Here is an 18,779-nt window from a genome sequence, read left to right as displayed (position 1 = left end):
TTCTAATATAAAGCTAACGGTGCTCGAAGAGTCAATCGAATTGGCGCGCTGTCGGATTCATGAGTTGAATCAAAGGGATTCCCAAATGGACGTGCAACGCAAACTGGAGATTCTGGCGGACGCCGCCAAATACGACGCATCCTGCGCCTCCAGCGGCACCGAGAAGCGGGATTCCAGCGACGGCAAGGGCATGGGCTCGACTGCGCCTGGCATGGGCATCTGCCATTCCTACGCGCCGGACGGACGCTGCATCTCCCTGCTCAAGGTGCTGCTGACCAACGCCTGCAATTACGATTGCCTCTATTGCGTCAACCGCGCGTCCTCGAACGTAGCACGCGCCCGCTTCACCATCGACGAACTGGTCAAGCTCACGCTCGACTTCTACCGGCGCAACTACATCGAGGGCCTGTTTCTCTCCTCCGGCATCATCCGCAGCCCCGACTACACGATGGAGCAAGTGGTGAGCGTCGCGCGCAAACTGCGCGAGGAGCATCACTTCCGCGGCTACATCCACCTGAAGACCATTCCCGAGGCCGACGATGCGCTGATCGCGGAGGCCGGCAAATATGCCGACCGCCTTTCGATCAACATCGAGATGCCTGAGGAGGCGAGCCTGCAGCAATTCGCGCCGGAGAAGGACGTGCGCGCGATCCGCCGCACCATGGGCCGGCTGCGGCTGAAGCTGGACGAGGCCGAGGAGAACCGCACAACGAAAACAAAGGCCAAGCCGCAGCGCTTCGCGCCCGCCGGACAAAGTACGCAGATGATCGTCGGCGCAGATAGCGCCTCCGATCACACCATTCTCCACACCAGCGCCAACCTTTACGGCGCCTACCGGCTGCGGCGCGTCTATTACTCCGCCTTCAGCCCGATCCCCGATGCCAGCCGCGCACTGCCCATGCGCGCGCCGCCGCTGCTGCGCGAGCACCGGCTCTACCAGGCCGACTGGCTGATGCGGTTCTACGGCTTCGATGTCGGCGAGATCGTCGACGACAGCGCGATGCTGCCGCTCGACATCGATCCCAAGCTCGCCTGGGCGCTGCGCCACCGCGATCGCTTCCCGCTCGACGTCAACCGCGCCAGCCGTGAGGAACTGCTGCGCGTTCCGGGCTTCGGCACCAGGACGGTCGACCGCATCATCGCAACAAGGCGCACCACCACGATCCGCCTCGCCGATCTCGCGCGGCTGCATGTGCCACGCAACAAGGCGCTGCCGTTCATCGTCCTCAGCGATCACCGCCCCTCATCGCATCGTCTCGATTCCGCCGGGCTGATCGAACGGTTCAAGCCGAAGGCAACGCAACTGGGATTTGGCTTCTGATGCAGTACATCACCCTCGACACCGAAACCGATTTCGACGGCTGGCGCAAGGCCGCGCGGAGCCTCGTGCTTCACCACGTGCCGCCCAGCGATATCACCTGGACCGTGCAAGGCGGCGAAGCGGAGTTGTTCGCGCCGCCCGCGCCGTCTCCGATCCTCGAGGTGAACGACGGCACCTTCAACGTATCAGGCAAATTCGTCGAGCTCGCCAAGGCGGCGATCCTGCATCGTGACGGCGAGCGCTTTGCGATCCTCTATCGCCTGCTGTTCCGGCTGAAGGACAACCACGATCTCATCGAGGTCGCGACCGACCCCGATGTCGCGCAAGTCACGGCCATGGCGAAAGCCGTCTATCGCGACGAGCACAAGATGCACGCCTTCGTGCGCTTCCGCGAGATCGGCCGGGAACGCCAGGCGCATTACGTCGCATGGTTCGAGCCGGAGCATCTCATCGTCGAACTCGCCGCGCCGTTCTTCGCCAAGCGCTTTGCCGACATGCCCTGGTCGATCCTGACCCCGGACCTCTGCGCGCATTGGGACGGCCATGCGCTCTCGTTCACGCCGGGCGTCAGCAAGAGCGAGGCGCCGGGCGAAGACCGTCTCGAGGAAACCTGGCGGCGTTACTACGCCAGCATCTTCAATCCGGCCCGGCTCAAGGTGAAGGCGATGCAGGCCGAGATGCCGAAGAAATATTGGAGGAACCTGCCCGAGGCTTCGATCATTAAGCCCTTGATCGAGGACGCCGAACGCATGACCGGTGCCATGATCGCCAATGCCGCAACCGATCCGCATAAGCCTCAGAAGCGGCCGGAGGCTCCGATGAAACGCAAGCCAGCTGCCGACGATCTCGAAACGCTCCGCGAGGAGGCCGCGCATTGCCGCGCCTGCCATCTCTACAAGGACGCGACGCAGACCGTGTTCGGCGAAGGCCCGAAGAATGCCAACATCATGCTGGTCGGCGAGCAGCCCGGCGACAAGGAAGACCTCGCCGGTCATCCCTTCGTCGGCCCGGCCGGGCAGATGCTCGACCGCGCGCTGGAGGAGGCCGGCGTCGACCGCAAGAAGGTCTATGTCACCAACGCGGTGAAGCACTTCAAATTCGTGCCGCGCGGAAAGATCCGCCTGCACCAGAAGCCGAACACCCCGGAGATCCGGGCGTGCCGGCAATGGTATGAGCGGGAAGTTTCGGCAATCCAGCCCGATCTCATCGTGGCGATGGGCGCAACTGCAGCGCAGAGCGTGTTCGGCAAGATCACTCCCATCGGCAAGAACCGCGGCCGGTTGATCGATCTTCCCGACGGGCGCAAAGCGCTCGTGACGGTGCATCCGTCCTATCTGCTGCGGCTGCCCGATCCCGAAGCCAAGGTGCTGGAGTATCGACGCTTTGTCGAGGATCTGAAGATCGCCGCCGGCTTGCAGAAGAAGGCCGCACGCGCCGCCTAAGCGCTGACAGGACAACGGCATACTTGCAGGAAAACGGCTTTCGCGCCTCGGTTGTCATCCAGGGTTCAAATCCATCGCGGACAATGCCTTGACCTGAAAGTTAAGGGGCGTCCAGACATGACCGATGTTGCATTCGACCGCGCGGTAGCAGATCCCGCGCCCGTCCAGCCGGCCTCGCGGCCAAATCTCGACAAGGGCTTCAATCCGCTGACGATGATCCTGTTCTTCGGCATCCTTGCCGCAGGCCTGCTGTTCGTCGCCTACAGCATCTATGTCGACGTCAATGCCACCGGCGCGCGGGTGACGACCTATCTGCCCTACATCCTCCTGTTCATCGCGCTCCTGATCGCGCTGGGCTTCGAATTCGTCAACGGCTTTCACGACACCGCCAATGCGGTGGCGACCGTGATCTACACCCATTCGCTGCCGGCCGAGGTCGCGGTGATGTGGTCGGGCTTCTTCAACTTCCTCGGCGTGCTCCTGTCCTCCGGCGCGGTCGCCTTCGGCATCGTCTCGCTGCTGCCGGTCGAACTGATCCTCCAGGTCGGCTCCAGCGCCGGCTTTGCCATGGTGTTCGCGCTGCTGATCGCGGCGATCCTGTGGAATCTCGGCACCTGGTTCTTCGGCCTGCCCGCCTCCTCCTCGCACACGCTGATCGGCTCGATCATCGGCGTCGGCGTCGCCAACGCCGTCATGCGCGGCCGCGACGGCACCTCGGGCGTGGACTGGACCAAGGCGACCGAGATCGGCTACGCGCTGCTGCTGTCGCCCCTGTTCGGCTTCATCTGCGCCGCCACGCTGTTGCTCCTGCTCAAGTTCATCGTGCGCAACCCGGCGCTCTATTCCGCGCCGGAAGGCAACAAGGCGCCGCCGCTGTGGATCCGCGGCCTCTTGATCGCGACCTGCACCGGCGTCAGCTTCGCGCACGGCTCGAACGACGGCCAGAAGGGCATGGGCCTGATCATGCTGATCCTGATCGGCACCGTGCCGACGGCCTACGCGCTCAACCGCGCGCTGCCGGAATCGCAGGTCGTCCAGTTCCAGAACACCTCCGATGCCGCCGCCAAGGTGATCTCGGCGAAGGGCGCCGGCCACAGCATCATCGGCGATCCCCGCCCCGCCGTGACGCAGTACATCACGCTGCGCCACATCAACGAGGGCACCTATCCCTCGCTTGCCGTGCTGGTGAAGGACGTCGGCGACCAGGTCGCCAAATATGGCACGCTGAACAAGGTGCCCGCGGAAGCCGTCGGCAACACCCGCAACGACATGTACATGACCTCCGAAGCGATCCGCTTCCTGATGAAGGACAAGGAGAACGATCTCAACAAGGAGGAGATCGCGACCCTGAACGCCTACAGGGGATCGCTCGATGCCGCCACGAAGTTCATCCCGAACTGGGTGAAGATCGCGGTCGCCATCGCGCTCGGCCTCGGCACCATGATCGGATGGAAGCGCATCGTCATCACGGTCGGCGAGAAGATCGGCAAGAGCCATCTCACCTACGCGCAAGGAGCGTCCGCCGAGCTCGTGGCCGCCGCCACGATCGGCGCGGCCGACGTGTTCGGCCTTCCGGTCTCCACCACGCATGTGCTGTCGTCGGGCGTCGCCGGCACCATGGCGGCGAACGGTTCGGGCCTGCAATGGTCGACGATCCGCAACCTGCTGATGGCCTGGGTGCTGACGCTGCCGTGCGCGATCATGCTGTCGGCGACGCTCTATGTGATCTTCTCGCGGATGTTCTGAGAGCCTCTCCCTCTCCCCGTTCTTACGGGGAGAGGGCTGGGGTGAGGGGCTCCATCCGAGAAAATAGTGACAGATGGACTCGCGGAGAGTCCCCCTCACCCGGCGCTTCGCGCCGACCTCTCCCCGCAAGCGGGGCGAGGTGACGAAAAGCTAAGACGCAGCGAGCTGCTCCTCGACCAGCTTCACCCAATAGGACGTACCGTAGACGATCGCCTCGTCGTTGAAATTGTAGGCGGGGTGATGCAGGCCGGCGCTGTCGCCGTTGCCGCAGAAGATGAAGGCGCCGGGCCGCGCTTCCAGCATGTAGGCGAAATCCTCGCCGCCCATCAGCGGCGCCATCTCGTGCACATGGGACTCGCCCGCGACCTGCGTGGCGATGCGCCGTGCCACCTCGGTTTCCGCCGCATGGTTGTTCACGACGGGATAGTTGCGCTTGTAGTGCAGGTCGATCTTGGCGCCGGTGATCTGCGCCACGCCCGCCACGACCTCATGCACGCGCTTCTCGACCAGCTTGCGCACCTCCGGCGTCAGCGTGCGGATGGTGCCTCTCAGGATCGCGGTCTGCGGAATGACGTTGCGAGCGTTGCCGGCGTGGAACTCGCAGATCGAGATCACCGCCGATTCCAGGGGATCGACGCTGCGGGAGACGATCGACTGCAGGGCCGTGATTACCTGCGCGCCGACCAGCACGGAATCGACGCATTTGTGCGGACGCGCGGCGTGGCCGCCGAGGCCTTCGATCATGATGTCGACCTCGTCGGTCGCCGCCATGATGGGGCCGGGCCGGATCGCGAACGAGCCGACCGGGATGCCCGGGCCGTTGTGCATGCCGTAGACCTGCTCGATGCCGAAGCGCTCCATCAGGCCGTCCTTGACCATGGCCGCGCCCCCGGCGCCGCCCTCCTCGGCGGGCTGGAAGATCACCACGGCATCGCCGGCAAAATTGCGCGTCTCGGCGAGATAGCGGGCCGCCCCGAGCAGCATCGCGGTGTGGCCGTCATGACCGCAGGCGTGCATCTTGCCGGGTGTCTTGGAGGCGTAAGGCAGATTGGTCTGCTCCTCGACCGGCAGCGCGTCCATGTCGGCACGCATGCCGATCACCTTGAGCCCCTCGCCGGCCGGCTTGTTGCCCTTGATCACGCCGACGACGCCGGTTTGGCCGAGGCCGGTCACGACTTCATCGCAGCCGAACTCCCGCAGGCGGTCCGCAACGAATGCTGCGGTGCGGTGGACGTCGTACAGCAGCTCGGGGTGCTGATGGATGTCCCGCCGCCAGGCCTGGATATCGGGTTGAAGGTCGGCGACGCGGTTCACGATGGGCATGGAAGGTCTCGAGCTGGTTGGAAATACAGGACTGTCTACCATGCAAGCGTCGGTCCACCCAACCGCCGGCAATCGGGGTCTAGCCCTGTTCACCCGGCATGGCCGGGCTTGTCCCGATCGGCTGCGTCGGCCTATTAGACGAACGCAAAGAGACCATTCGGGTGGAAGCAGAATGCCGAGGCGGCTTGAAGGTGAGTTTGACTACATTGTCGTCGGAGCCGGTACCGCGGGCTGCATCATCGCCAACCGGCTGTCGGCTGCCCCAAGCAACCGCGTTCTCATCCTCGAAGCCGGCGGCGACGACAATTGGATCTGGTTCCACATCCCGGTCGGCTATCTCTTCGCCATCGGCAATCCGCGTTCGGACTGGCTGTTCAAGACCGAGGCCGAGCCCGGCCTGAACGGCCGTTCGCTGGCCTATCCGCGCGGCAAGGTGATCGGCGGCTGCTCGGCGATCAACGCCATGATCTCGATGCGCGGACAGGCTGCAGACTACGACCACTGGCGCCAGCTTGGCCTGACCGGCTGGGGCTATGACGACGTGCTGCCGCTGTTCAAGCGCCTCGAGGACCACTTCCTCGGCGCCAGCGAGCATCACGGCGCCGGGGGCGGTTGGCGTATCGAGGCGCCGCGGCTGTCATGGGCCATTCTCGATGCCGTCGGTGACGCCGCCGAGGAGATGGGCATCAAGCGCATCCCGGATTTCAACACCGGCGACAACGAAGGCACCAGCTATTTCCACGTCAACCAGAAGCGCGGCCGGCGCTGGTCGTCGGCGCGCGGCTTCCTCAAGCCCGCGCTCAACCGTCCGAACCTGCGGCTCGAGAAGCACGTGCTGGTCGATCGCCTCATCATCGAGCAGGGCCGCGCCGTCGGCGTGCGCTTCATCCAGAACGGCGAGATCATCGAGGCGCGCGCGAAGCGCGAGGTGGTGCTCTCGGCAGGCTCCATCGGCTCGGTACAGGTGCTGCATCGCTCCGGCATCGGCCCTGCCGACTGGCTGTCGCCGCTCGGCATCGACATCGTCATGGACAAGCCCGGCGTCGGGCGCAATCTCCAGGACCATCTCCAGCAACGCGCGATCTACAAGGTCGAAGGCGTGCGCACGCTGAACGAGACCTATTACAATCTGTTCCGCCGCGGCCTGATGGGGATCGACTACGCCTTCCGCCGCCGCGGTCCGTTGACCATGGCACCCTCGCAGCTCGGCATCTTCACGCGCTCCGATGCGACGCGCGCCCGCGCCAACATCCAGTTCCACGTGCAGCCGCTGTCGCTCGACAAGTTCGGCGATCCCCTGCATCGCTTCCCTGCGATCACCGTCAGTGCCTGCAATCTGCAGCCGACCTCGCGCGGCACCGTGCGGCTTCGTTCGGCGAACCCTGACGAGAAGCCGATCATCGCGCCGAACTACCTGTCGACGGACGACGACCGCCAGGTCGCCGCGGACGCCATCCGCACCACGCGCCGCCTGATGCGGCAGAAGGCGCTGGCAAAATACCGGCCCAGCGAATATCTGCCGGGGCCGACGGTCGGCGATGACGACGCCTCGCTGGCAAAGTCCGCCGGCGACATCGGCACCACCATTTTCCACCCTGTCGGCACCGCGAAGATGGGCACGGCGAACGATCCGATGGCGGTGGTGGATGAGCGCCTGCGCTTCTATGGCCTTGACGGCTTGCGCATCGTCGATGCCTCGATCATGCCGACGATTACGTCGGGCAACACCAATACGCCAACGGCGATGATCGCGGAGAAGGGTGCGACCATGATCGTGGAGGATGCGAAGTAAACGCTATCGTGTCCCGGACGCGGCGCAGCGCGAAGCGGTGCGGCGCTGAGCCGGGACCCATTGCGGCCCTGGGTCCCGGCTCTGCGGCGCACCGCCAAGCGGCGCTGCGCCTTGTCCAGGACACGAGACTGCACTCACGAAATCGTCATCCCATCCGGGAATAAGTCCCTCCCGCCCCCGATCACCTCCCCGAAGCCCAATTCCGGGCGCGTGGAGAGGCGCGATGAGCGGACACAATCACGGGGACGACGGAGTCAGCCGCCGCAAGGTGCTGGAATGCATGACCTGGGCCGGCACCGGGGTGCTCTGGACCGTCACCGGCGGCGTGCCGCGCTCGCTCGGCATCATCGATTCGGCGCAAGCTGCAACCGCGGCCGCGCCCGGCATGAGCTTCCTCCAGATCAGCGACAGCCATGTTGGCTTCGACAAGCCCGCCAATCCCAACGCGCTCGGTACGCTGGAAGAGGCCGTGAACAAGATCAACGCGATGCGGGCCAAGCCATCCTTCATGATCCACACCGGCGACATCACGCATCTGTCGAAAGCCGCCGAGTTCGACAATGCCGAGCGCATCATCTCGCAGACCAAGCTCGACGTGCATTACGTGCCCGGCGAGCACGACTTCATCGATGAGGAGGTGAAGCTCTATCGCGAACGGTACGGCCGCGGCACCAAGGGTCACGGCTGGTACTCGTTCGACGCCGGCGGCGTGCACTTCATCGGCCTCGTCAACGTGGTCGACCTCAAGGCCGGCGGGCTCGGCAATCTCGGCGCCGAACAGCTCGCCTGGCTCGAGGACGATCTGCGTGGCAAGTCGAAATCGACGCCGATCGTGCTGTTCGCGCACATCCCGCTCTGGACCGTCTATCCGCAATGGGGCTGGGGAACCGAAGACGGCGGCCGCGCGCTGGAATACGTCAAGGGATTTGGTTCGGTCACCGTGCTGAACGGCCACATCCACCAGGTGATGCAGAAGGTCGAAGGCAACGTCACCTTCCACACCGCGCGCTCGACGGCCTTCCCGCAGCCGGCGCCGGGAGCCGCGCCCTCGCCCGGCCCGATGAAGGTCGAGGACGCAAGGCTGCGCTCCATGCTTGGGGTCGCCAGCATCAACTTCAAGCAGAACGAGCAGCGGCTCGCGATCATCGACACACCGCTGCAGGGCTAAGGTTGAACGGAAGCTGACAATGAAGACTCTCAATCGCCGCGACTTCGGTTTCGACCTCGGTCTCGCTTTGGCCGCGGCCATCCTGTTACCCACGACAAAAGCCCGCGCCGACGACCTGGACGTGCATATCGACAACTTCGTGTTCCAGCCGGCCGAGCTCAAGATCAAGGTCGGCACCACCGTGACCTGGACCAACCGGGACGACATCCCGCACACCATCGTGTCCGCCGGCAAGTTCAGGTCCAAGACCCTTGATACCGACGACAAGTTCTCCTTCACCTTCACCAATGCGGGCGACTACAAATATTTTTGTTCGCTGCACCCGCACATGACGGGGATGATCAAGGTTGAGTAACGTCTTCAACCAAGGCATCAACGTCCTGCCCGGCCGGTGGTCCCACGCCGGCCGGGCGCATGCGCCCGCGGTCACGGCAAAAGAAGAACCAGAGGCAAAGCGAGGAGGGATGCCCGCCACCGACGATGTGCAGAAGGCACAGCGCTTCCGCGAGGCAGCGCTGCCCTATCTCGACGACGTCTACACGCTCGCACGCTATCTGCTGCGCGATGCCTCTGACGCCGAGGACGCGGTGCAGGAGTGCTATCTGCGCGCGCTGAAGCATTTCGACAGCTACCGGGGGCCTGCGATGAAGCCCTGGCTGTTCGCGATCCTGCGCAACGTCTGCAACGCCGAATATGTGCGTCGCGCGCGCCGGCCCAGCGCGATCGAGGATACGCTAGGTGCCGCCGAGCAGACGCCGCTCTGGCAGGAGACCGAGGCGAGCCCCGAGACTGAAGTGCTGCGGAGCCGCGATGCCGGCGCAATCCGCAAGCTGATCGACGCGCTTGCCGAGCCGTTCAAGGAAACCTTCGTGCTGCGTGAGATCAACAACCTGTCCTACCGTGAAATCGCCGAGGCCGTCGGCGTCCCCGTCGGCACCGTGATGTCCCGCCTCGCCCGCGCCCGCGCCATGCTGCGCGCGGCCTGGACGGAAGAGGAGCAAGCGAAATGACCTGCGACGAAGCAAGGATCCTGCTTCACGCGCTGCTCGATGGCGAGCTCGATGCCGGCCACGCGCGCGAGGTCGAGGCCCATATCGCGAGCTGCCCGGCCTGCGCCGCGGAGTTCGCGGCGCAGCGCGAGATGCAGCGCGTGCTCGCAGGTACCAATTTGCGCTACACCGCGCCGGCAAGCCTGCGCGCTCGCATCGAAGCCTCGTTGTCTGAGCCGCAGCGCCAGCAGCCGAGCCGCCGCGCCGTGCTGCGCGGATTTGCGATGGGCTCGGCCGTCTCCGCGCTCGCCGCCACCGGAATCGTCGCGGTGGTGCTGCGCCAGGATGACCAGCAGCGCATTCTGTCTGAGGTCGTCTCCGCGCATCTGCGCTCGCTCCAGGCCGGCCATCTCACCGACGTGGTCTCGACCGACCAGCACACCGTCAAGCCCTGGTTCAACGGCAAGCTCGACGTCGCACCACCGGTGATCGACCTCACCGCGCAGGGCTTTACGCTGGTCGGCGGCCGGCTCGACTATATCGACGCCCGCGCCATCGGCGCCGTGGTCTACCGGCGCCGGCAACACGTGATCAATCTGTTCGTATCGCAAACTTCGAGCACCGAGCATCGGCCGCCGAAGACCCAGACCATGCAGGGCTTCAACTGCCGCCGCTGGGGCGGCCGCGGCCTGAACTTCTGGGCCGTCAGCGATCTCGGCGCCGACGAACTTGCCGAATTCGTCGACAAGTTCGAGGCGGCAATGAAGGCGAACGTGGAGGGGTAGCGGTCTCCGCCGTCATTGCGAGCGTAGCGAAGCAATCCAGACCGCATCCGCGGAGGGATACTGGATTGCTTCGCTACGCTCGCAATGACGATTGCTGAGATAGATCGGCCTTACGCCGACCTTCGCACCGCGTTGTCCACCAGCGTCTTGCCGAGCGACCAGATCGCGCCGGGGACCTTGTGGCTGCCGGCGATGACGTCGTCGAAGGCGCGCTCGATCCAGGCGCAGTCTTCCTCGGTGATGGTGAGCGGGGGCAGCAGCTTGATGGTGTGGCTGCCGTGGCCAGCGACTTGCGTCAGGATCTTGTGATCCTTGAACAGCGGCACGGTAATGAGCTGGCAGAACAAGCCCTTGTTGGCGGTCTCCAGCACGTTCCAGGAGGCCCGCAGGCGCAGCGACTTCGGCGGGCCGAACTCGATGCCGATCATCAGGCCCTTGCCGCGGACTTCCTTGAGCAGCTCGTAGCCGGGCACCATGCGCGTCAGCGCGAGGCGCAGCTCGGCGCCGCGCTTGGCGGCCGCATCGATCAGCTTCTCCGATTCCATGACGTCGAGCGTGGCGATGCCCGCGGCCATCGCGAGGTCGTTCTTTGAGAAGGTGGAGCCGTGCACCACCGCGCGGTCCATCTGGTTGAAGATCTTGTCGAAGATGCTCTTGCGCGTCAGCACGGCGCCGACCGGCACGTGGCCGCCCGAGAGCGACTTCGACAACAGCACCATGTCGGGCTCGACGTTCCAGTGCTCGACCGCGAGGAAACGGCCGGTGCGGCCCATGCCGGTCTGGATCTCGTCGGCGACGAACAGCGTGCCGTATTTCTTGCAGAGTGCGGCCGCCCCCGGCAGGAACTCGTCGTTGGGCATGTTGACGCCCTTGCCCTGGATCGGCTCGACGACGAAGGCCGCGACCTCGCGCGAGGCCAGCGCCTTTTCCAGCGCGGCCAGATCGTTGAACGGAATCGGGGTGCAGCCCGGCAGCAGCGGCTCGAAGCCCGTGCGGAAATTGGCATCGCCGGTCAGCGACAGCGCGCCGTAAGTCAACCCGTGATAGCCGTGGGCGCAATAGACGATGCCGGGGCGCCCCGTCGCGCCGCGCGCGAACTTGATCGCGGCCTCGACGCATTCCGCGCCGGAATTGGCGAAGAACGCCTTGTCGAGATAGGGAACGTATTTCAGGAGGCGCTCGGCCAGCACACCGGCGAGCGTCGAGACGTCGAATTGAACGAGGTTGGGCAGGTCGGCATCGAGCACGCTCTTGAGCGCCTCGCGCATGACGGGATGATTGCGCCCGATCGCAAACACGCCAAAGCCGGACAACAGGTCGAGATAGCGCGCGCCGTCGCGGTCGTAGAGGTACTGCCCCTGCCCCTTCTGGAAGCCGACATCGTAGCCGATGGTCTTGAGCACCCGAACGAACTGCTCGTTCAGATACCGGTTATGCAGGGTGCTGCGCTGGGCCTGACGGTCCGCGAATAGCTGAGACATGTCTGGATTTGGGCTGTGCATCCGCTACATACTTCGGTTGAGGGCCGTCTCGTCAACTGAAAACGGACCGTTACTGAAAACGGTCTGTGCGGCCTTTTGCCCTTTTTCGGACCATCTTCGCAAGCACAGCTTTAGACCATGTTGCACTGCCAAGGAACACACATGCGTTTGGCCCTTTACACCGGACTAATACTGGCTGGCGGTTACGCCGGCCTGACGCCCGCGCTCGCCGCGGATCCGACCGGCGACTGGCGGGTCGCCGACGGCGTTGCCAACATTCGCGTCGCCCAATGCTACGGCAGCATGTGGGGCGCGGTTTCCTGGGAAAAGCAGCCCGGCGGGCGCGACGAGAACAATCCGGATGCCTCGAAAAAGAACAGGCCGACGCTCGGCATGGCAACCCTGATCGACATGAAGAAGAAGCCCGGCGTCGATCAGTGGGAAGGGCAGGTCTACAATGCCAAGGACGGCCAGCTCTACAGTGCGACCATCACGCCGGCCGGTCCCGACCAGCTCGAGATCAAAGGCTGCGTCATGGGCTTCCTCTGCGGCGGCGAAACCTGGACCCGGGTCGGCCCGCCGATCCCTTCCAGCCCTGCCAACGCCATGGCCAAGGGCGCGGCGAAATCCAGCGGCCCTGCGCCGAAGCCGCAAGCGGGGCAAGGGGCCCAAGCAGCCCAAGCCACGGGCGGCACCACCACGCCTGCGCCCGCAGCTCCCAAGGCCGCCGGCGCAGCCAAGCCCGGTCAGAAGGGCGCCGCCGACCCGGTCGGCGACATCTGCCTACTCCCTGAGATTGCGGGGTTTGCCCATTAGGGCCGGCTGGAACAGCAGCACGGCGGCGAGCGTCGTCACCAGCGAGAGGGCCAGCAGCTTGCCCATGCTGGACGTGCCGGGATGGCTCGACAGCCACAGGCTGCCGAACGCGGTCGCCGTCGTCAGCGCACTGAAAAAGATTGCGCGCGTCAGGCTGGTCTGAAGCAGGTTCGTCCTGCCCGAGCGCCAGGCCACGACATAATAGATCTTGAAGGCGACGCCGACGCCGAGCAGCAGCGGAAACGCGACGATGTTGGCGAAGTTCAGCGGCAGGCCGATCAACACGCAGATCTCGAGCGTCACCGCGCCGGCAACCAGAAGCGGCACCAGCGTCATCAGCACGTCGACGAAGCGGCGGAGCGTGATCCACAGCAGAAGCCCGATCACCAGCAGCGCATAGATGCCGGCGTGGATGAACGCCTTCACCACGGTGTCGCCGGACTTCAGGATCGAGACCGGCCCGCCGATCGCAGTCGGCTCGGCCTGGAGCACCGCCGCTGCGAATTTGCGCAGCGTATCGTTGTCGTTGGGATCACCCTTGGGCAGCGCCTCGACGCGGATGACGCCGTCCTTGCTCTTCCAGGCGCTGACGAGATCGGGCGGCAGCGAGCTCAGGGTGACGGGACCTGCCTGCATCGCGTTCCTGAGCTGGTCGAACACGATCTTCAATGGCGCGACGAACACGTCCTGCGCCTTGTTGCGCGTGGCCTCGTCGCCATTGGCGAGCTTTTCGAGCGCGTTGGCAAGACGGCGCGAGGCGACAGCGCCCGGGCCCTTCGCGTCGCCCGCCGTCCGGCGCAGATTGTCGACCGAGGATTTCAGCGCATCGACATTCTCCTGATCCGTCGGCGCTGCGTCGATCTGATCGGGGTTGAGCGCGGGATTCAGCACCTTGGCGCCCTGCGCGAGCAGCTTCAGCTTCGGCGGCTGGTCCTGCGGCACGAAGCTGTCGAGCGACATCACCCTGAGCACCTCGGGCACCTTCTCCAGCTTCGCCTCGACCTGCCTCGCCTGCTCTTCCGACGCCGTCATCACGTTGACGGCATTGGCGCCGGTGTTCGGATCCTTGCGCAAATCGAGGAAGGTGGCGATCGACTCGGCGTGCGGATTGCGCAGGTTCATCGGGTTGAAGTCGAACTTCATGAAGTAGAGTAGCGGCAGGCCGCCGAGCGCGAGCAGCAGCGTGCCGCCGACGATCAGCACCCGATGCTTCTCCAGGAAGTGATCGAGCGGCGCCAGGAAGGCGTAGCCGACCGGCTCCGGCTCGCCGGGCGGGTTCAGCAGCTTCAGCATGGCTGGCAGAACGGTGATCGACGAGATGAACGCCACCAGCATGCCGACGCCGGCGATCTGGCCGAGCTCGGCGATGCCCTTGTAGTCGGTCGGCATGAAGCAGAGGAAACCGGCAGCCGTCGCCATCGCCGCCAGCGACAGCGGCACCGCCGAGCGCTTGGCCGCCAGCACTAGCGCACCCGCGAGATCGTTGTGCTTGTAGCGCTCCGAGCGGTAGCGGACGCTGTACTGGATGCCGAAATCGACGCCGAGGCCGACGAACAGCACAGCGAACGCGATCGACAGCAGATTGAACGATCCGACCATCATCAGGCCGGCCGCGGTCGTGATCGCGAGGCCGACGAACAGATTGACGAACACGGCGAAGATGATCTTCGACGAATGCAGCGCGAGCCACAGGATGACCAGCACGACGAGAATCGTGCCGACGCCGTTGACGACCGCGCCCTCCTGAACGGTGGCGTATTCCTCGTTGGCGATCGGCACAGGGCCGGTCAGCCGCACCCGCGCCTGGTATTTGCCAGTAAAATCCAGATCCGCAGCGGCCTTGCGGATCGCGTCGGTGGCATCCTTGCCGGGCTCCAGCGCGTTGTAGTCGAGAATCGGCTTGAACTCGATGAAGGTGCGCTTGTCCGAATCCTTGAGCGGCTCGTCGCTGACGAGCTCGCGCCATGAGAAGCTGGCGTTGCCCTTGTTGAGCACGGTCTCGACCGTCTGCGCGATCAGGTTGAAGGGCCGCTCGGTGCTGTCCAGCTTGACCTGGCCGCGCTTGACGCCGGCAAGCCCGGTCTCCAGCGCGCCGGTCAGGCCGCGGATCGAGGGATCGCCGGCCATGATCTCGATCAGGGGCGCTGCGGATTCGAACTGGCCGGTGATCTTGGCGACCTCCTCGGTCGGCAGGAACAACAGGCCGTTCTTCTCGAAGAACTCGCCGCTGCCCAGCTGTTGCAGCGACTGGAAGTTGGTCTTGTCGTCCTTCAGCCTGGCATAGAGCGCGTCTGCCGCTGCGCTCGCCATTTCAGGAGTCCGCGCCTCGACCACGGCAAGGATCGTTTCATTCTGGTCGAACGCCTTGTCGAATTGCTGGTCACGCTTGCGCCAGTCGAGATTCTGGGAAATCAGCGAGTTGATGTCGGTGTTGATGGCGAAGTGGCGTGCAGCGTAATAGCCCGCCCCCACCGACAGCAGGAGCCCGAGAACGACGACGAGGGAGGCAAACCGGGTGCAGGCCCTGACGATGGCAACGACGACGCTTTGCAGCACTTCTTTTCTTTCTGCGGTTTAACAGCTTGCCGGAAACGCCCGCTGTTTATCGGAGTTCCAGGGCGAAACCTATTGCTGTTTTGGGTGGTTCTCGCCGCCAGAAGGTTCGAGGGTAAACGGCGGGAGACCGTGGCAAAATCATGCGGGCCGCCGGTATAGCCGGGGAGTTGAGGCGGGAAAGTGACGAAGGACTACGCAGGAATGTCGCGCAAGCGGACACGTCGTATACCCTACCAAAATACCTCAGAGGCCTGCGCCCGCGGTTCCAGCTTTCCATTCTGCCGATTTTTTGACACAAAGTACTGCGTCTCCATGCGGCGGAGCCCCCAAAGGGGTGGGTGGCTACCGCAGGCGCGAACCAATGGTGCGGATATTGCAACTCATTGGTCAGTATCGGAGTGCCGCTTGGGGACTTACGAGAGCGGATGGGTGCAACTTGCGTGATGGGCGTCCCATGGAAGTTTATCTGGCGCAACCGCGCGGCTTCTGCGCGGGCGTGGTGCGTGCAATCGAGATCGTGGAACGGGCGCTGGAGAAGTACGGCCCGCCCGTCTACGTGCGCCATGAGATCGTGCACAACAAATACGTCGTCGAGAGCCTGAAGAACAAAGGGGCCATCTTCGTCGAGGAACTCTCCGAGGTGCCGCCGAAGGCGGTGACCGTGTTCAGCGCCCATGGCGTCGCCCGCAGCGTCGAGGAAGAGGCCGCCGCACGCGACCTTCCGGTGCTCAATGCCACCTGCCCGCTGGTCACGAAAGTTCACAATCAGGGGAAGCGCTACATCGGCAAGGGCCGCACCCTGATCCTGATCGGCCATGCCGGCCACCCGGAGGTCGAGGGCACGATGGGCCAGGTCCCGGGGCCGGTGCAGCTTGTCCAAAGCGTTGAAGAGGTTAACGCCCTGACCCTGCCGGCAGATACGCCAGTGGCCTACATCACCCAGACCACCCTGTCGGTCGACGACACCAAGGACATCATCGCGGCCCTTCAAGCCCGCTTTACAGACATTCAAGGTCCGGATATCCGGGATATCTGCTATGCGACACAGAACCGCCAATCTGCGGTAAGGGACTTGAGCAAGCTGGTCGACGTGATCTTGGTGGTGGGCGCTGCCAACAGCTCGAACTCGAACCGGCTCCGCGAAATCGGCACTGAGGCCGGCGTCGCGAGTTATTTGATTGCCGACGGCAGCGAGCTCAATCCGGAGTGGTTGAAGGATGCCAGGACCATCGGCGTCACGGCCGGCGCTTCGGCGCCCGAGGTACTCGTGGATGACGTGATTGAAGCGATGCGGCGGATCGGACCGGTGAAGGTCTCGGTGTTGCCGGGCCGCGAGGAAAACATCGAATTCCGGCTTCCGGCCCAACTGGCCGCGAGCTGACCCACCCGAATTGAAAAGCCCAGAAAGAAACCTGTAATGGCTATCCCGTTCTTCAAGGAAATGCGTATCGGCGGCTATTTGCTCAAGCAGAAACTGCTTGGCCGCAAGCGCTATCCGCTCGTGCTGATGCTGGAGCCGCTGTTCCGCTGCAACCTCGCCTGCGTCGGCTGCGGCAAGATCGATTATCCCGATGCCATCCTCAACCGCCGCATGACCGCGCAGGAGTGCTGGGACGCGGCCGACGAGTGCGGCGCGCCGATGGTCGCCATTCCCGGCGGCGAGCCGCTGATCCACAAGGAGATCGGCGAGATCGTCCGTGGCCTCGTGGCGCGCAAGAAGTTCGTCTCGCTCTGCACCAACGCGCTGCTGCTGGAGAAGAAGCTCGATCTGTTCGAGCCCTCGCCCTATCTGTTCTTCTCGGTGCATCTCGACGGCCTGCGCGACCACCACGACAAGGCGGTCTCGCAGAAGGGCGTATTCGACCGCGCGGTGTCGGCGATCAAGGCGGCCAAGGCGCGCGGCTTCACCGTCAACGTCAACGCCACCATCTTCGACGGCCACCCGGCCGAGGAGATCGCCAAATTCCTCGACCTCACCACCGAGCTCGGTGTCGGCGTCTCGATGTCCCCGGGCTACGCCTATGAGCGCGCGCCGGACCAGGAGCACTTCCTCAACCGCACCAAGACCAAGAAGCTGTTCCGCGACGTCTTTGCGATGGGCAAGGGCAAGAAGTGGAATTTCATGCATTCCGGCCTGTTCCTGGACTTCCTCGCCGGCAACCAGGAATACGAGTGCACGCCGTGGGGCATGCCCGCGCGCAACATCTTCGGCTGGCAGAAGCCCTGCTATTTGCTCGGTGAAGGCTACGCGAAAACCTTCAAGGAGCTGATGGAGACCACCGACTGGGATTCCTACGGTACCGGCAAATACGAGAAATGTGCCGACTGCATGGCCCATTGCGGCTACGAGCCGACCGCGGCGACCGCAGCGCTCAACAACCCGCTGAAGGCGATGTGGGTGGCGCTGCGCGGCGTGCGGACCAGCGGCCCGATGGCGCCGGAGATCGACCTCTCCAAGCAGCGCCCGGCGCAGTACATCTTCTCCGAGCAGGTCCAGAAGAAGCTGTCGGAGATCCGCAAGGACGAAGCCGCCGCCGCGCAGGCGAAGGCCGCGCAGAAGGCTTCGACGGCGGCGTAAAACGCGCACGATCAGACCTCACGACGAAAGCCCGGCCGCCAGCGCGACCGGGCTTTTTTCTTTTGCGCAGGGTCCGTGCGGCTTGGGAGCACGCTATCAGTCCCAGCGTCATTGCGAGCGCAGCGAAGCAATCCAGAATCTTTCCGCGGAGACAGTCTGGATTGCTTCGCTGCACTCGCAATGACGGAGAGTGCGGCAGCAGCTTGCTTGCCATTCGCGCTGTCCATCGCAGACACACCTTCGCATTCCCGCGATGCGTTCGCCCGGGCTATGCGTCTCGTTCGCGCCCCTTTGAAGACCAGAGGGCGCAGGGAAGGCCGGGCGCCGGCGGCACCCGCAGATCCGCGTGCATCGAAAACGCACACGGGGTGGATCACAGGTGATGCCGATCGCCCGGCCTTCCCTGCGCGGTTGGTTTTAACGGTGTCCTTCGTGCTCTCCTCGGGAGCGTTGCACTATTGCCCCGTCGTCGTCGCGGCTGATCGATGTGCACACCCGGTCGGGCCGCCGCATCACCGCAAGACTTGACGCCAGAACCCCGGGCGTCGGGACCACACGACTTCTCCGTCCGCGGACGGCCCTGCCAGAAGCATCGGGGGCTCGCGTGTGCTCGCCCCAGAGATCCAGCCTGGCCGCTTTGACGGCGCCGTGTCGTATCGCGTCGCGCATGACTCACGGTTGCCCGCCCTGTCACTGCGTTTCGCGCCGGCGCTGCCGCGTCCACCGCACCCCGGCCCGCATCTCGTGACGACCGCGAAGCGCCCCTCTGGCAGGACCGGGAT

The 18,779-nt window shown here is 64.7% G+C and carries 14 protein-coding genes; 11 read left to right on the top strand and 3 right to left on the bottom strand.

The window, feature by feature from the left end; translation table 11 throughout:
* The first annotated feature begins 85 nt into the window (after positions 1 to 85).
* From XI05_RS36875 to XI05_RS36865, 3 genes are all read left to right on the top strand, one after another.
* On the top strand, positions 86 to 1,321 hold the full coding sequence (locus XI05_RS36875) for a putative DNA modification/repair radical SAM protein (RefSeq protein WP_271510885.1): 1,236 nt from the start codon (positions 86 to 88) through the stop codon (positions 1,319 to 1,321).
* Positions 1,321 to 2,763, top strand: coding sequence for a UdgX family uracil-DNA binding protein (locus tag XI05_RS36870; protein WP_271510883.1), 1,443 nt, complete (start codon positions 1,321 to 1,323; stop codon positions 2,761 to 2,763). Before XI05_RS36875 ends, XI05_RS36870 begins: the two co-directional genes overlap by 1 nt.
* Before the next feature lie 117 nt (positions 2,764 to 2,880).
* Positions 2,881 to 4,509, top strand: a complete 1,629-nt coding sequence (locus XI05_RS36865; RefSeq protein WP_271510882.1) for an inorganic phosphate transporter — start codon at positions 2,881 to 2,883, stop codon at positions 4,507 to 4,509.
* Between the two features lie 150 nt (positions 4,510 to 4,659).
* Here the strand turns inward: XI05_RS36865 and XI05_RS36860 are convergent, their stop codons facing one another.
* Complete coding sequence (locus XI05_RS36860; RefSeq protein ID WP_271510881.1) at positions 4,660 to 5,832, bottom strand: M20 aminoacylase family protein; 1,173 nt, start codon at positions 5,830 to 5,832, stop codon at positions 4,660 to 4,662.
* Positions 5,833 to 6,004: 172 nt separating this feature from the next.
* On the opposite strand from XI05_RS36860, the gene XI05_RS36855 reads away from it, so the two are divergent.
* From XI05_RS36855 to XI05_RS36835, 5 genes are all read left to right on the top strand, one after another.
* Entirely contained in the window at positions 6,005 to 7,624 is a 1,620-nt protein-coding gene (locus tag XI05_RS36855; RefSeq protein ID WP_271510879.1) for a GMC family oxidoreductase, read from the top strand.
* Positions 7,625 to 7,847: 223 nt separating this feature from the next.
* Positions 7,848 to 8,792: a metallophosphoesterase family protein gene (locus tag XI05_RS36850; RefSeq protein WP_271510877.1), complete on the top strand. Its 945-nt coding sequence runs from the start codon at positions 7,848 to 7,850 to the stop codon at positions 8,790 to 8,792.
* Positions 8,793 to 8,811: 19 nt separating this feature from the next.
* Positions 8,812 to 9,147 carry a cupredoxin domain-containing protein gene (locus XI05_RS36845; RefSeq protein WP_271510875.1) on the top strand — a complete coding sequence of 112 codons (336 nt, stop codon included), beginning with the start codon at positions 8,812 to 8,814 and terminating at the stop codon, positions 9,145 to 9,147.
* Between the two features lie 109 nt (positions 9,148 to 9,256).
* Entirely contained in the window at positions 9,257 to 9,802 is a 546-nt protein-coding gene (locus XI05_RS36840) for a sigma-70 family RNA polymerase sigma factor (protein ID WP_271510873.1), read from the top strand.
* On the top strand, positions 9,799 to 10,566 hold the full coding sequence (locus XI05_RS36835; RefSeq protein WP_271510872.1) for an anti-sigma factor family protein: 768 nt from the start codon (positions 9,799 to 9,801) through the stop codon (positions 10,564 to 10,566). Before XI05_RS36840 ends, XI05_RS36835 begins: the two co-directional genes overlap by 4 nt.
* 110 nt (positions 10,567 to 10,676) lie before the next feature.
* Here XI05_RS36835 and hpnO read toward each other — a convergent pair whose 3' ends face one another.
* Positions 10,677 to 12,068, bottom strand: a complete 1,392-nt coding sequence (gene hpnO, locus XI05_RS36830; protein ID WP_271510870.1) for an aminobacteriohopanetriol synthase HpnO — start codon at positions 12,066 to 12,068, stop codon at positions 10,677 to 10,679.
* A gap of 141 nt (positions 12,069 to 12,209) precedes the next feature.
* Between hpnO and XI05_RS36825 the strand changes: the two genes are divergently transcribed.
* The gene (locus XI05_RS36825; protein WP_271510868.1) at positions 12,210 to 12,863 is read left to right on the top strand and encodes a DUF2147 domain-containing protein; all 654 of its coding nucleotides are present in this window, start codon (positions 12,210 to 12,212) and stop codon (positions 12,861 to 12,863) included.
* On the opposite strand, the gene XI05_RS36820 is transcribed toward XI05_RS36825, so the two are convergent.
* Positions 12,831 to 15,419 carry an MMPL family transporter gene (locus tag XI05_RS36820; RefSeq protein WP_271510866.1) on the bottom strand — a complete coding sequence of 863 codons (2,589 nt, stop codon included), beginning with the start codon at positions 15,417 to 15,419 and terminating at the stop codon, positions 12,831 to 12,833. The genes XI05_RS36825 and XI05_RS36820 overlap by 33 nt on opposite strands.
* A 454-nt stretch (positions 15,420 to 15,873) precedes the next feature.
* Here XI05_RS36820 and ispH point away from each other — a divergent pair, with 454 nt between their 5' ends.
* Entirely contained in the window at positions 15,874 to 16,800 is a 927-nt protein-coding gene (gene ispH, locus XI05_RS36815) for a 4-hydroxy-3-methylbut-2-enyl diphosphate reductase (protein ID WP_271510865.1), read from the top strand.
* A gap of 36 nt (positions 16,801 to 16,836) precedes the next feature.
* On the top strand, positions 16,837 to 17,997 hold the full coding sequence (gene hpnH, locus XI05_RS36810; protein WP_036006086.1) for an adenosyl-hopene transferase HpnH: 1,161 nt from the start codon (positions 16,837 to 16,839) through the stop codon (positions 17,995 to 17,997).
* Positions 17,998 to 18,779 lie beyond the last annotated feature (782 nt).

Source organism: Bradyrhizobium sp. CCBAU 11357, assembly GCF_028128865.1.
In the GTDB taxonomy this organism is placed as follows: Bacteria; Pseudomonadota; Alphaproteobacteria; order Rhizobiales; family Xanthobacteraceae; genus Bradyrhizobium.
Note: the sequence above shows the minus strand (reverse complement) of the source record. Positions and strands in the feature narration are given on the sequence as shown.